Origin of the sequence: Chryseobacterium sp. WLY505 (assembly GCF_030846215.1) — a bacterium.
Taxonomy (GTDB): domain Bacteria; phylum Bacteroidota; class Bacteroidia; order Flavobacteriales; family Weeksellaceae; genus Chryseobacterium.
On sequence record NZ_JAVCWI010000002.1, the window covers coordinates 142974 to 158956 of the forward strand.

Here is a 15983-nt window from a genome sequence, read left to right on the forward strand (position 1 = left end):
GGCCAAAAAGCGAAATTTTTAATTTCCTTTTTGGCCTTTTTCACTATCTTTAACCTAGAGATCAGTCAATATGGTTAAAGAATTTCTTGATCAGTATCCGTACATTTTGTTGGGACTTGAGGCCCTTTATCTTCTTGGAGTCGTTTTCCTGGCAGGTAAGATCATTATGGATACCAGAAATACCAGCAAAACACTGGCTTACCTTCTGCTTATTATTTTTCTTCCGGTGGTTGGAATCATTATTTATTTTGTTTTTGGAGTCAACTTCAGGAAGAATCAATTTTATACCTTCAAAGTAGAACGGAATGAGCAGATATATCAAAAAGTACATCAATATATTGAAGAAACGCATCATAAAACACTGATTGCTCATCAGGAAGAATTGCAGAATTTTTTACTGACGGTTAATTTTCTTTACAGTGCCGGAAATGCACTCATTTCTCAGGGAAATCATACGGAAGTCCTGATCAATGGTGAGGCCAAATTTGAAAAAGTCTTTGAAGTGCTTGAAAAAGCAGTTCATCATATCCATCTGGAATATTATATTTATGATAATGACGAGGTCGGGAACAGGCTTGCTGATCTGTTGATGAGAAAAGCAAAGCAAGGTGTTAAAATACGTTTTCTCTATGACGATCTGGGAAGCGGAAAATTAGGCCGGAAGTTTTTGAGAAAGTTACAGGAAGCGGGAGTGGAAGTATCTCCGGTCAACAAAATTACTTTCAGACTTCTTGCCAACAGAGTGAATTACAGAGATCACAGGAAGATCATCATTGTAGATGGTACTGAGGTTTTTACAGGTGGCATCAATGTTTCGGATAAATACATCAATCCTAATCCAGAACAGTACTGGAGGGATGTTCATCTTTATATTAAAGGAGAAGCTGCAGTTTATTTTCAGTTTCTGTTTTTCAGCAACTGGGTTTTTGCCACTGAAAAGCTCCCCGAAATCTCAACATCGTATTTCGATTATAAAAAAACAGAAGCAGGACGTTCTCTCGTGCAGGTTGCTGCAAGCGGACCTGATACCAGACCTTCCATTATGTTGAGTACGAGCTCAGCAATTCTTTCTGCCCAAAAAAGAATCTATATTGTGACGCCTTATTTTATCCCTGTTGAAACGGTATTGAATGCCATAAAACAAGCTGGTCTTTCAGGACTTGATGTTAGGCTTATGGTACCAAAATCAGGAGATTCTGTGATAGTAAATGCCGCGGCCTATTCCTATTATGAAGAACTTCTGGAAAACAAAGTGAGAGTATTCTTTTACAAAAAAGGATTTATTCATGCCAAAACAATGATTGTTGATGACCATTTTTCGTCTGTAGGCACTGCGAATATGGATGTCAGAAGTCAGGAACTTAATTTTGAGGTGAATACATTAATCTTTGATCCTGAAATTAACCAGAAGCTTAAAAACCTTTTTATTGAGGATATGAATGATTGTGAAGAAATCTTCCTTGATACATGGAAAAAAAGGTCAAAATTCAAAGTTTTTTTTGAACATCTGGCCAGACTGCTTTCTCCGCTAATTTAAAATTCATCTGTGAATAGAAAATAAAAACTCCGGAAACATTTCCGGAGTTTTATATATCATTTCTTTACCTCTTTGTTTTTAATCAGGAAGTATTAAATCTTTGATAAATTCTCAAGAGCCTTTTCCAGGGTTTCCTGCTTCTTGGCAAAACACAACCTGATCACATTTTCATTCAGCTTGTTTTTATAAAACGAAGAGAAAGGAACGCTGGCCACCTTATGATTGATGGTAAGTTCTGAAGCAAAATCAAAATCATTTTTATCTGAAATCTTATCGTATTTCACTGCCTGAAAATAAGTTCCTTCACAATCCAGAAGCTCAAACGAAGTACCTGCAAGACCTTTTCTCAGAAAGTCTCTTTTTTCCTGGAAAAACTGATTCAGATAAGTATAATGCTCCTCATTTTTCATATATTCTGCCAGAGCCAGCTGAATAGGAGTATTTACACAGAATACATTGAATTGATGAACCTTTCTGAATTCATCCGTTAAGATTTTAGGTGCTGCGCAATAGCCTACTTTCCATCCGGTAACATGGAAAAGTTTCCCAAAAGAGGCTACAAGAAGGCTTCTTTCTTTCAATTCCGGGTATTTACAGATGCTTAAATGCTGTTTTCCATCAAAAACAATATTTTCATACACTTCATCACTCAAAATAAGAATGGAAGTGCCTTTCACCAGTTTTATAAGTTCTTGTAGATCATTCTCTTTCAGGATTTTTCCTGAAGGATTGTTAGGATTATTAAGAATGATCATCCTGGTTTTTTCACTGATAAGATTCTTTACTTCCGCCCAGTTGATTTCATAATCCGGAGCTTTCATTTCAAATCGTTTTACAATACCTCCGAAAAGTTCTACAGTAGGTTCATAGCAATCATAAGCCGGTTCAAAAATAATGACCTCATCATCTTTTTTGACAAAAGAGGCAATAGCGGTGAAAATAGCCTGGGTACCGCCAGCTGTAACTGTTATTTCAGAGTCCGGATGGTAAACTGCCTGATGGCTGTTTTCAATTTTTCTTGCAATTTCCTCCTTTAAGCCAATCATTCCGCCAAGAGGTGCATATTGGTTGAAGCCTTTTTTAATAAAATGATCTACATGATTTAATAATTCTGAATCTGGCATAAAATCAGGAAAACCCTGAGACAGATTGATGGCTTCATTTTCATTGGCAAGCTGAGTCATCTGACTGAAAATAGTAGTTCCTACATTGGAAAGTTTTGATAAAGGAAGTTGTATCATAAAAACAGTTTTGTGGATCGAATTTAAGGAAATAATTAAAACAGTCTGAACTTAGGGAGATAAAAATTAGAAAATTGCAGGTTTATTGAGAATGATGGAAAATTGTAAAATAAAACAGCCAGTTTCAGAATATAAAATAAACCTAAACATTTGTTTAAATTGTATTTTGAAAATTATGCTGCTTTTACAAAATAGCTTCATCATATTCAGATTCTGCTTTACTCCAAAAGTATATTTTCAGAACAGAGGTTAAAACTAAAATATTTTTACTAAAACAAATCGTTTTTCTATTCAATCTTTTTAAATGAGTTCTGAGATTCAGGTTTTTTCTCTCTATGCCATTCGTTCCATACTTTTGGATGCTATGGATTTCTTTTGGAATAAGGTATTTATAATTTCTTAGTTTATCCGTGAAGATTTTTTCAGGTTTAGCGCTGATTAAAGTTTTGACAACTGAATTCAATGTTTTGTTATTTCTTTTTCCAATATAAAATCCGGCGACCTCTTTACTTTGTTTATTAATGGCATACACCAGCCAGATCGTATTAGCTTTCTTTCTGACAAAAATTCTCATCTCATCCAATTCATAGGTTTGGTAAAATTTTATTGTTGGCCGAATAATTTTGTTTGCAATGGTCAGAATTCTTTTTAGTAGTGTGGTTGCAGAAATTTTCAGTATTCTTGCAGTACTGCGAATTCCTAAACCTTCTTTTGTCAGGAGAATAATTTTTTGATTGGTATTTTTTTCATAAGCGTTATACGTATAATTCAGAATGTTAATTGTTTTACAGGATTTACACTGATATCGTTGTTTCCCCCGACTTGTTTTCCCATATTTTATAAATCCGGAGTTCTCACCAACACATTTGGAACATTCATAAGTTTTAATCATCATTGAAGTGCTTTTTATTGGCAAAAATAAAACAGGCAATCCTATAGATTACCTGCTTTTAAATTATTTTATTTATAATTATCTTGGTCAGAGTCCATTAATATTGGAAACCAACATATTTGGAACATTACCGCGCTGCCACTGGCATTTTCAAGTAGTATTCAAAAATTAGAGTATTGAAAACCAATACTCTAATTTATTACCAACATGTTTGGAACATTACCTATTTTTTCTATTTTATTCGTGATTTTATATATCAAAATATAAACTTTTGTAATAGAAAGATAGATCCCAAAAAATTACTAGCTATAAAAACAGCTATTATGCAAACTATTATAGTACCTTTTTTATTCTTTTCTTCAGATAATTTATCAAATTGTTTACTATATTCTTTCCAAATATCTGTATGAATAAATGCAAAATAATGTAGTATAGAAAGAAATACTAAAGGAATCAATAAAATTATAAATATAGTATTAGTACTAAATTTTGTATGAGTTATAATAGCATAATAGTTTAAAATTGTTCCAAAAAACCAAAGTTCAAGGGCTAGTAATGCTATTCCTGCTTTAAAATCACTCCAAAACTCACCCCCAACTTTGTCAGAAGTATATATTATTGATTTATAAATCTTATAAAAGATATAATAATATGCTTTTTTTATTTTTTCCATAATTATATAGAGTATTGAAATTCAATACTCTATTATATTTATTAATACATTTTAAGAATATATTTTTGTAAATAATAAGCTGATCCAAAAAAATTAATTAGTATAAAAATAGCTATTATCCAAACTACTATAGTACCTTTTCTATTTTTTTCCTCAGGTAACTTATCAAATTGTTTGTTATATTCTTTCCACATATCTGTATGGATGAAACTAAAATAATTGATTACAAACAATATGATTAGCGGAATTAGTATTATAGGGCTTGTAATAGATATATCAAGTTTTTCATTAATTATGATAGAGTAATAATTCAAAAATGATCCTAAAAACAAAAGCTCAAGAGCCAGTAGTGCTATCCCGGCTTTAAAATCAGTCCAAAACTCACCACCAACCATTTCAGAAGTATATATTATTGATTTATATATTTTATAAAAAATATAATAATACGCTTTTTTTATTTTCTTCATAATTTTTGTTTATTTTGGTTCATGAGCTCCAAAAACATTTATTCTATAAGGTCCTGCCTGATTAAACCCTTCATCTAATTTTGTTTGCATAATATTACCATCATTAAAAATACCAGGCCAGCCTCCCGGGTAAAAACCATCTACGCCGAAATACACTGTACTAAGAGAAGCTCCAATTGATCCGCCCCAGTTACCTGCGGCACCAAATCCTGTATTTAATAAAAATTTTCCTGGAGAAATTTCCCCAGTTGTGACCCCAATAAGATCAACAGTAAAACCTAAAGCAAAAGAAGCATGACCTACTGTTTTAGCGACCCTTGCTATTTTAGAAACAGGTATTGTTGCATCAGTCATCGGCATCTTACCAAATTGGCTTAAGTTTCTGCCTGTTAACTGATAATTTCCAGCAATTCCTCTCCTTATACCTTGTGAATACATGTTATGAGAGTCAATAACTCCTGCGGTACCACCCAAAACTCCTGCAGTACCAAAAAACCAGTTTCCTTTTCCTGCAAGGCTATACCAATTATTTGATGCACTCTCTCCTAGTTTCATCATATGTCCCACCATTTCCTGAGCTGTATTGGCATCTCCTTCAGCACCTCCTGTCCACCAGCTCATATAGCCGTTTTTGGAAATAGTTGTATAGATTCCTCTTTTAGCCCATTCATTTCGAATTCCATCTAATAAGGAATAATCCATTGAGCCACCTCCTCCTGTCCAATGTGTATCATTATATACTCCTCCAAAGGAATAATCTTGCTGTCCTGAAAATGCCATGATGTTTGCCCGGGTTCCTTTTCCGCCACTGGCATAATAGGATAACATCCCATTTCCAAAACCCATAGAGCCGGGGTCTTTTTCTGCCGGCGACATGGCGCGCCTTCCATCAGGGTCTATAAAGCTTATCGGGTTATTCAAAGCATATGTATATGGTGAGAATCTTCTTGATGTCTCTGCCAATGGATCTATGACACCCCATCTTCCAATATCTGACATATACATCCTGGCACCGTAGTCACTCCAGCCGGTTTCCTTTTGTAATTCTTTACCGTTGTACTGGTAATTGTAGGCAGGATTTCCAGCCAAAGCATTATAGCCCTGATGCTTTAAACCAAAGGGATAATAATTGTTTTCTTCAAGAACTTCTGCGCTGCCAGCTGAGGATCTGGAGTAGCTTACCCGTACATTTCCTAAGTGATCTGTTTTTTACCAACATATCTGAAACACCAAGTATGATCTTCAATATTTTAGATAGCCTATTTTCTCTTTTCTTCCGTTCTGGCTATTCACAATATTATCTCAACTTTATATTTTCACTAATGTTTTTAAAATTAGAGTATTGAAAACCAATACTCTAATTTATTACCAATATGTTTGGGACATTACCAGTTTATTTATTGGCTCTTTTTAGACTGGGAGCATCTTGTGGAAGAACTAAACCTAAATATAATCTAAAATCAAAATATTTTTTTTTATTCGGCTCTAACCAACTGTAATAGGTATTTGTAAAACCATCTCTTCCAATGTATAAAACTTCATTGAAAGGATTAAAAGTATTTATTTTCTTAAAACTCCAATCAGGAAAATTAAACCTTCTTTTCGTAACCTCCATCATATAAAAGTTTAATAAAAACCTATTTTCAGCATTCCATACGGTTTTTTTTGCTCTTTCATCAATCATATCAATATCTTTTTCCGTCGGATTATAATTTACATGCAATTTAAAATTTTTATTAAATCGATCTAAAAACTCTTTAGACTTTTCTTCAATATTTTCAGGAGTTATTTTCTCAATTTCTTCTTGAGAATCAGTTTCTAGCTGTCCTAAGTTCAACGGTTTCAAAGAATCTATAATTTTAAGTGCTTCATCTTTATCATTGACATAAATTAAATAGTTACCAATCCATGGAATTATACAATAAATTTCTTGATCTTTATTTTTAGTACATGTTCTAAAATTTTCTTGATTTTGTTTAAAGAATATAAAATTAGAGGGATCATGTTCCTGTTTGCTTAAAATTTTATATGATTGTTGTGACATTATAAATGTATTTATTGTTAATGATGTAAATAAAAGAAATGTTTTCATAATTTAGAATTTTAATTTCCGGTTTTATAAACTGGTACTGCAGTATTAGACCCTGCTGTGGTTATAGGCTTTCCATCTAACATAAAATTAATATACATTGATACTCCTCTCATCTGATAAACAGACTTGTATTGTATTAAATCTATATTGTTAATTTCAGCATAATTTCTTAAACCTTTTGTCAAACTAACATCAAATGGAGTTACAATATATAAATTTCCAATATATGGTTCATCTGGAACTCCTAAACTAAGATTTGTTGTTCTTAAAGCTGATATTTCATCAGTTACTTGCGCAGTTCCGCATCCAATATTGTTAAAACTACATTTCATTTCATAAAAATTATATGCATTTACTATTGCTAAAGGGCTTAAAATTAATTCTTTTGAACGTGAGAAAGCTTCAACTGAATCAGGAATTGTGTTTAAAAACTTTTGTGCATTTTTCGAAAATCCATTACCTATATTAATCTCTCCCCAATTTATAAATTGTCTTTCGAAAAGATTTCCTAAATAATTTTGATCAGATCCAGTTAATTGATTTCTTTCCTTGCCTAAAATATATTTAGCATAAATTGATTTTGTAAGTGGTAAATATCCATTCTTTAAAATGCCGTATAGTGCGTCTGCATTTCCTCCGCTCAAAATGTACTCCTGAACAGAGGTAATTCCCATTGTACCTGAAACTATAATTCCAGAAGTACTTCCACCACCACTTCCTGTCCATGGTTTGGCGTCATATACTCCTCCAAAGGAATAATCTTGCTGTCCTGAAAATGCCATGATGTTTGCACGCGTTCCTTTTCCGCCACTGGCATAATAGGATAGCATCCCATTTCCAAAGCCCATAGAGCCGGGATCTTTTTCTGCCGGCGACATGGCTCTTCTTCCATCCGGGTCTATAAAGCTTATTGGGTTATTCAAAGCATATGTATATGGTGAGAATCTTCTTGATGTCTCTGCCAATGGGTCTATAACACCCCATCTTCCAATATCTGACATATACATCCTGGCACCGTAGTCACTCCAGCCGGTTTCCTTTTGCAGTTCTTTACCATTGTACTGATAATTATAGGCAGGATTTCCAGTTAAAAAGTTATAGCCCTGATGCTTTAAACCAAAGGGATAATAATTGTTTTCTTCAAGAACTTCTGCGCTGCCGCTGGCATTTTTAAAATAGCTTACCCGTACATTTCCTAAGTGGTCGGTATAGCTGTAAATATACTTATTATTTTTAAAGTTATAATAGCCTTCCGCAGTGGGTACAAACTGCAAAATCTGATCATTATACTGAAACCCATCCAGGTAGTCTGTAATAGTAGTGGTTTCCATATTGGCTTTGCCGGAACCGTAGGTATACATCTTTTTAAGCTTGGTTCCATCTGCTCTGTATACATATTTCGTATTGACATTGAAAAGCAGATTGTAATAATCCCGTGACTGATATAAAGAATTAAATTCTATACGATTGGGAAGATTCAGAAAATTGTAATCGATCTGTACTATTCCTTTATCCGTATGGTCTTTCATATTCCCGTTCTCATCATAGGAAATGAAAGCTCCTGAGGTGTCCGGGTAACCACTGTAGTTACCGGATGCATCGGTAACGGTATTAAGCCTGTTTCCGGTGTAATTATAAGTAAGGTTATCAATAAGCTGCGCCGTTCCTGACGATGATTTTCCGTTTCTCTGCAGCGAAGTGATATTACCGTTCACATCATAGCCTATGGTCTCATCGAAAAGTCCGTTTTGGGGTACTGATGCATCCGGTTCGGAATATATTCCTTTTTTTAACCTGTTTAAAGCATCATATTGATAATTATACTGTCTCAGAACCTGATCAGAGGCTGTTTTCCAGGTTACTTCTGTAATATTGCCGTTGTATTTCCCGGTAGAAGCCGTTGTATTCTGGGGATTGAAATACTTCAGCTTATACCCGAACAGCTTGGTACCCAACGCTGCCGGATCATTTACCTGGGTAAGGGCTCCACGAATATTGTAGGTGTAATCTATACTCTGCAGATTGTTGCCGACTTTTTTATTCGAAAGCTGCGAAATCTCATTGTAGGTATTTTCCGCCAATAATTCCTGTGGCAGGCTGTCTACCTGATGCCACTGTTTTTTCAGGCGGTTCCGGCTGTCATATTCAAAGGTCTGGGAGATCACTTTTTCAGTATCGGTACTGAGTCTTTTATGATATGCTTTGGTCTGCTGAACCACTCCTGCAAAATCCAACAGGGATTCTGCTCTGGTATAGCCCCCCAGATGGTTGATGGAATGGGTTCCTATCACTCTCCCTTTGACATCATACCAGATATAGCCTTTCGTCCAGCTGTCATCTTCAATATTTTTTACCAGATTCAGTACCGGAAGGCTTTTGGTACTTATGCTGTTTCCTGTTGAATTATCAGTTAAAACCGGCTGTCCGGACAGGGTAGCAGGAAAAGCAGGATTGAAGCTGTAGGACGGGTAGGTATCATAATAATTTAGTGATAATAATGTCACCCATTTGGCAGAACCGGGATAGGTGGTATCAGGATTATCATAGTACACATCCATGCCTTGTCTGTTGAACAATACAGAATTGGTGCGGTTTACATTATTGGAGGCTAATCCATTTACTTCACTCTGTTCTGCTACTCTTGTTCCTCCTGTGCTTATCCCGGTAATAGCCACTCTGCCAAACTTATCATATTTCGTATAAAGCCACTGTCCTTTTGCTCTCAGATTGGCATCCTGGGAAGCCACCAGCCGGTCTGCTTTATCGTACACCCTATATTCCCAGCCTTTCCCGGGAACTTTCTTTTCTACAAGCCTGCCCTCACCGTCATAGCGATACTGGTAGCAGAGGTTATCCAGCGTTGTCTGCGTTAATGCTCCAGACTGTATTGCTAAAGGCGGAATGACACATACCAGCTGTCCCAGATGATTATAAAGGTAATAGGTATCTCCATTGGGGGTATCGTTATTTTTACGAACCAGGAGCAGCTGTCCGTCCGTGTTTTTAAATTCTGTTGTGGTATTGCCATCCTCATCAGTCACAGTGTTTTTGATAAGCTGGCTGGCTCCGTATGTTCCGTTTTCACTGATGGTGGAAAATGTGGCATTATTCACCCAGGTAGTGGTAATGGTATACTTTTTCACCTCTCCGGCGACATTGGTACTATAAGTAAGGGTAAGGGGATGGGCAGCCCAGTCATTTCCCGGGGAAATCACCTGGTTTACCCTGCTTATAGGGGAATTTTCAAGCTTCTTCTCAGCATAGATTTTTTCTGATCCGTATTGGGCAGCAGCATTGGAGAGCGGTGCCGTGTAGATGGCTCCGTTTTGTGTTCCCGGCTGGGGAATGGGAAGATAATCTTTCACCTGTCTTCCAAAAACATCATATTCAATAGGGATCACCACATCTTTTCCGGAAGGAGTAGACTTTACATCCACTACCTGTCTGGGTCTGCCTAATCCGTCAAAATACTGTACGGTTAAAGTATTTTTTATACAGTCTGCATCCAGACAGGTTTTGCTGTAGATATAGTTTTCCGTAGGGCTCGGAGTTATCTGCGCAAAAGCAGATGTGGCTGCAGGCAGCATCAATGCCAGGATCATTACTTTTTTTATTTTTTTCATCGTGTGTTAGTTTTTATAATTGTATTTAAATTCTTTCAGCAGCTTTCCATTGGCATCCTCCACCTTTTCCAGCCTGCCGGCAGCATCATACCTGTAGGTTGTTTTCATACCACCAGATGAAATACTGTTGGTTATTCCCACCATTGGGTCGTAAGTGTAGGTAGTAACTGCAGAACTGCTCAATGCAGGGTCTTTACGCAGGTTTTCCAATGCCTGCAATAATGCCGGCTCATTGGCGGGATTATCGGCATCGGCGTTGGATGCTGCTATGACCGCTACGGTAGTCTGCAGGGCAATAACCTGGCTGTATGGCAGCCCCACGATTTTAGCGATGGGCTGTGTCTGATAATACCCCCAGATGGTAACGGCAGGGATATTATCCTTTCCCGTCATTTGGAGAAGGTTTCCTTTATTATCATACTGGTCCAATGTAGCTGCTGTCACCGGGTTCTGGTTCTGCATATTGTACACTGTCATGGAAGTGGGATACAGGTGGGAAGGGGCATCGTATCTGGTTTCTGCCTTGCTTACCAGTGCTCCGTCTACCTTCACTTCTGTACGGAGTGGTACGGAGAGCATCCCGGCATTCACCAGGCGGGTGTTGCCAAGGTCTGTGGCATAGCTGATCGTCTTCTCAGTCAGCCTGCCTTCTGGGGATGTTTCTTTTACCAGATAAGGCTGGAAATTCACAGGATTAAAAAAGGTCTCTGCTGTATTCTGCAGGCTGCTCCCATTACTGTAATACGTATTAGAAATACTTTTGAAAGATTTTACCCTCGATGCTTTTGAAGTATTTGAAAAACAAAGTGAATATTCCGGAGCGTTGCTGATCTCTTCCAGAACGTAATCTGTATTTTCATCGGAGACAAGCTGGTTCTGCTGGCTGAACACTTCTTTTTTGAAAAGAATCCCGGAAGAAGCAATATTAAAATAAGGCATGTACGATGGGGTATTGATGGAAGTATAATCAGCCGGCGTTTTGAAATAATACCTGGAATACCCTATATTTCCCGAGGATCCCCCATATATTTCTTTCACATTCTTATATAGGATAAAGGTATTGTCATAGTCCCATTCATCACAAACCTCACCTGCAAATGTACTCCCGCTGGAATCGTTGGAGCTGGCAAATGAATCATAGGCATACCCCATTGTTTTCTGCAAGCTGCCCAGGGCATCATAATATTGTATGCCAGCAATCCGAGCAGCTTCTTTTACAACACTTTTGTTTTTATAGGGGGTTGGCATATTGACAATGATATAGCTTTTAAGGGTCCCTTTCCCATTTCCTCTGCTGAACTTAAAAGTATAGGTGCCAGAAGATAAGGTATATTCCCTGATACCGGTAGAACAGCTGGTATAATTAAAAACCTCCGTTCCACTGGAATTCAGTAGTTTATATTCAGGATCTATGATGATATCTTCATGAGGATAATTGGAGATCACATAGGTTTCATCAATAGACTGCTTGATATAAAACTTCTTTGTTCCCGTTACCTGGAAGGTATAGCTCCTGCTTGTATTGGTGTCATAGCCGGTAGTGGAGACAAGGCTCAGATATTGCAGGGCAGGATCTGTAATGGTATTATTATCCAACTGAACATTGCTTTTGTTTGTATACACCTCATTGGCTTCAAAATTATAGATCACATATCCTTTTTCCGGCAATGTCATTTTTTTGAGTAGTCCAATGGTATAGGTATTGGGATTAACATCCAAGGGGTTAGAACATAAAAAGTTGCTGTACTCCCCGGCATTGGCTGAAGGACTATAAATGGTTTCTGAACCTTTTGTATCATATTCAAATGTCCGGGTTTCTGTAATCTGCTGGTTTTTATCCAGCTGATTAAGGGCAATCAGTATTCTTTTATCTTCATTGCTGTTCCCTGGAAATACAGCGCTATGGAAATCAGAGTATTGGAAAGTGTATTTCGAAATAAGGCGGGAAGCATTATCCCATAGTGAAACACTTTTGATCTGGTAAGGATCATCTTTCCCCTCAGCCTCAAGGCTGGGGGTATAGCTGTTTTCAAAAGTTACCTTCCCATACCGTGTAGTGACTGTATCCAGCTTACAATTCTGATAAAGCAGAGTGGTGGCTGAAGAGCTGGAATACTTACTGTTTTTCTGATAATTGAAACGGGCTGCCTCAACGCCGTTTTCATCTATTATTTTGCTAAGGAAAAATGCAGATTTATAATTGAAGCCCTGGGAACCTGTATCAAACCGGGAAATACTATAATCCTCAAAAATATACTTCATTCCTTTCTCATCCGTTATTGTAAAAGAGGTAAGAACCAGTGTGGCATTGTTTGAATCCCTTATATATTCAATCTTAACAGGATTTCCGGAAATATTGTTTAACGTAAAGGTATTGGCTGCTATATCCCTTACAAACTTGAACTTCCCGGAATTACCAGGAACATCATAGTAGTAGATATCATCAAATGCATTTTTTGTATAATTAGATTTCGCCGGATCTGAAAACGCCTCATCAACCTCGCCCTTAATCACCCTTGATATAACTCCGCCTTTCAGTAAAGACCAGCCAAGTCCTACCTCGCTTGCTGTTTTATTTTTTCCGGTATTATATACGTGGTAGCTCAACACTATGGGAAGTTCCATATCTTTACTACCTGTAGGTAATGTAAATAAAGGAACTGATATATTGGGTACTCCTGTTGATAATGAAACCGGGGTATTTACATAAGATGAAAACGATGAAACGGAGGGCATGGGTTCAGAAGTGTCCCCAAAGTTTTTTTCTATTTGGGAGCTTCCCCAAGTAAAAATTAATATAAATAATAAAGATATTTTTTTCATCATGGTTTATTTTTTAATGATTTTGGCATTTGCCATTTTGTTGGTATCCGTTTTAATGGTTACCAGATAAGCACCCTGAACCAAAGCCTGGGTATTAATCTTAGTGACTCTGTTTTTGGTTTTTATGCTCTGAAGCTGTCTTCCACTCATATCATATAAGAGAATTTCTGCATCCTTAAAATCAAAACCTATTTCTACATAAGCATAATCTGAAACAGGGTTTGGATAGATCTTGATGTCGTATTTCTCGATTAATTGATCAACCTGTTTGTCGCCCAGCTTTACAATCTTCCAGTTTTCTTTACCTAGCTCCTCTGCACTAGTTCCAGCCAGAACAATAGAACCGTCTCTGTTCAGTTTTAAATCAGAAAGCCTTTCTTCCTTCTTTCTGGATTCTCCTTTTACATGTTTTCTCCACTGCTCATTTCCGTTTTGATCCAAATACAGTATCCAGAAAGTCTCATCATCCGTTTCTATTCTTCCTTCAGCTTGAGTATAACCTCCTAATAAGATTCCTTTGGAAGATTTGTCATCTGCCGAATGAAGAACACTCATTCCCATCAGGACATCACGGTTTCCAAAATTGTAAGACTTTTGGAATTGCTCATTTCCATTTTCGTCTAAAGCAATGAGCCAAAGATCGGTTCCTTCTTCTGTTCCTACAGATCGGTTTCCTGATCGCTCCGAACGGCTTTCACCACCAATAATATAGCCTGATGAGGTCAAAGCTATGGCTCTCAAATGATCGTCACCTTTACCACCGTAGTTTCTTTCCCATTGAACCTGACCATTTTTTCCCAGTTTGACCAAATAAAAGTCTCCCTCGCCATAGTTTTCCGTTTTTTTTGTACCTCCGACACCACTTCTTGAATAAATTCCAAGTAATGCTCCTCCATCTTTCGTTGGAATCATCTTTTCTACTTCATCCAAACCCTTTCCGCCTAAAATCAATTGGGAGAGTTCTTTTCCGTCTTTATCAACTCTGGTAATCCAGACATCTTTGGAACCATAGCCTTTTGATGAATTTTGTACATTACCTGCAACAAAGAATCCTAAATCTGTAGTTTGAATGAGAGCTCTGGCTTCTTCATCAGAAGAGCTTCCCAAGGTTTTTTGCCATAGTTCATCACCGAATTCATTGATTCTGATCAGCCAGATATCTGAGCCTCCTTTGGAATCCTCTTTTTTGTCTAATCCTTTTCCGGAATAAGATGTTCCGGCCAGGAGAAATCCGCCCTCCTGCGTGGTAACAGTGGCTGACAGATAATCATGGTTTTGTCCTGCGAAGTATTTTTCCCAGGATTCTTTCCCTTGCTGGTCAAGTTTAATCAAATGAAAATCGTAGCCATTATTTGGCTGCTGGTGATTGGCTGCTTGCGACTGGCTTTTAGACTGTATAGAACTGCCTGTTATCAAATACTGTTGATCAATAGTTGTTGTAACCTGGCTTAGAAAGTCCTGTGTGCCGGACCTGATATCCTTTTGCCAGAGAGTTTCCTGGGCAGATACACCCAAGACTGTGCATAAGAATAATGCACTTAAGTAGTTTTTTTTCATATTCGGTTTTTTTAATGAGTGAATTTAAAATTATTTTTTAATTCCTGCCAGGGGGAAAACCCTGCATTTTTATCCGTGTTTTTACGGTATATGAATCTACCCCGATAAATACAATTTTTTCATATCATATTATTTTTTTGTTACAATTAATCTACTCCTTGTAATCTGAAGCAAAGCTATCACATCACTGCGACAGAACTTGTCGCATTTTAATAAACCTTATAATAAAGATTATTTCATAAACTTTTCTTAAAAATGCTAATTAATCTTCTTTGTCACAATTCTGATATGAATAAAATACAATTCCATTGGGAATAAAAATTTTATATAAAAAGATTACCTTTACATCTCAAAATTATCACATATGAATAACGGTATAGGTTTCAAAATAAAAAAATTAAGGGAGCAGAAAGAGATTTCTCAGGAAGATCTAGCATATCATTTAGAAGTTTCACAAAGCTATCTCAGCAAAATTGAAAACGGAGTAATAGAAAAGATAGATTTTCTTTTTATGCAAAAAGTATCAGATTTTTTTAAAGTTGAGCCCCAATATTTTCTGGATGATCAAATAGTTCAAAACAATACTGATAATAATCACAATTCTGCTGTTGGGAATATATATAGTACTGTTACAATACATAATACAATTTCTGAAAGTATTTTGGAAAACTTAATTCAAAACCAGGAACAACTTGGGAAGCAGCAGGAACAAATAACTCAGCTTATGAAAATACAGAATAAGTTGATAGAGAATCTGTTTAAGAAATAGTATAATGATAAGCAAGAGTTTTTATTATGCTTTTCATATGTGGAATAGATAATGGTATTTAATTAAAACAATTGACTTATCCCTTTAATTAGTACTCCATACTAATGATTAACAAAGGTTTTCTTATTGACAGCCCTTCGGGATGCTCAGATTGTGCACCCCGAACACCGACCGAAATTTTTAAGGGTTGTCAGGCTGAGCCTGTCGAATCTATTATTACTAAAAGAGACAGGTCAATGAAATTATTTGAACCATTAAGGATTTATAAGAATTGAAGAATTATTAAGGTAAAAGTTGAAGCTACTATTA

At 36.5% G+C, this 15983-nt stretch carries 10 protein-coding genes and 1 pseudogene; 2 read left to right on the forward strand and 9 right to left on the reverse strand.

Going from position 1 to position 15983, the window contains the following annotated elements:
* Positions 1–70 precede the first annotated feature (70 nt).
* A complete protein-coding gene (gene cls / locus RAH34_RS06070) occupies positions 71–1537 on the forward strand; it encodes a cardiolipin synthase (protein ID WP_306595516.1) in 1467 nt (488 codons plus the stop codon).
* 92 nt (positions 1538–1629) lie between these two features.
* Here cls and RAH34_RS06075 read toward each other — a convergent pair whose 3' ends face one another.
* From RAH34_RS06075 to RAH34_RS06115, 9 genes and pseudogenes are all read right to left on the reverse strand, one after another.
* Positions 1630–2778 (reverse strand): methionine aminotransferase, encoded by a 1149-nt coding sequence (locus RAH34_RS06075; protein ID WP_306595517.1) that lies wholly within the window; start codon positions 2776–2778, stop codon positions 1630–1632.
* A 184-nt stretch (positions 2779–2962) separates the two neighbouring features.
* Positions 2963–3673: an IS1 family transposase gene (locus tag RAH34_RS06080; protein ID WP_228412063.1), complete on the reverse strand. Its 711-nt coding sequence runs from the start codon at positions 3671–3673 to the stop codon at positions 2963–2965.
* Between the two features lie 253 nt (positions 3674–3926).
* A complete protein-coding gene (locus RAH34_RS06085) occupies positions 3927–4343 on the reverse strand; it encodes a hypothetical protein (protein ID WP_306595518.1) in 417 nt (138 codons plus the stop codon).
* 41 nt (positions 4344–4384) lie between these two features.
* Positions 4385–4810: a hypothetical protein gene (locus RAH34_RS06090; protein WP_114822399.1), complete on the reverse strand. Its 426-nt coding sequence runs from the start codon at positions 4808–4810 to the stop codon at positions 4385–4387.
* Positions 4811–5680: 870 nt separating this feature from the next.
* Positions 5681–6016 (reverse strand): annotated as a pseudogene (locus RAH34_RS06095) (RHS repeat-associated core domain-containing protein); the annotation flags it as partial.
* Positions 6017–6203: 187 nt separating this feature from the next.
* Entirely contained in the window at positions 6204–6902 is a 699-nt protein-coding gene (locus RAH34_RS06100) for a hypothetical protein (protein WP_306595519.1), read from the reverse strand.
* A gap of 11 nt (positions 6903–6913) precedes the next feature.
* Entirely contained in the window at positions 6914–10525 is a 3612-nt protein-coding gene (locus RAH34_RS06105; protein ID WP_306595520.1) for a DUF6443 domain-containing protein, read from the reverse strand.
* A gap of 6 nt (positions 10526–10531) precedes the next feature.
* A complete protein-coding gene (locus RAH34_RS06110) occupies positions 10532–13351 on the reverse strand; it encodes an RHS repeat domain-containing protein (RefSeq protein ID WP_306595521.1) in 2820 nt (939 codons plus the stop codon).
* 3 nt (positions 13352–13354) lie between these two features.
* Complete coding sequence (locus RAH34_RS06115; RefSeq protein ID WP_306595522.1) at positions 13355–14905, reverse strand: T9SS type A sorting domain-containing protein; 1551 nt, start codon at positions 14903–14905, stop codon at positions 13355–13357.
* Positions 14906–15269: 364 nt separating this feature from the next.
* Here RAH34_RS06115 and RAH34_RS06120 point away from each other — a divergent pair, with 364 nt between their 5' ends.
* The gene (locus tag RAH34_RS06120) at positions 15270–15674 is read left to right on the forward strand and encodes a helix-turn-helix domain-containing protein (RefSeq protein ID WP_306595523.1); all 405 of its coding nucleotides are present in this window, start codon (positions 15270–15272) and stop codon (positions 15672–15674) included.
* The last annotated feature ends 309 nt before the right edge of the window (positions 15675–15983 follow it).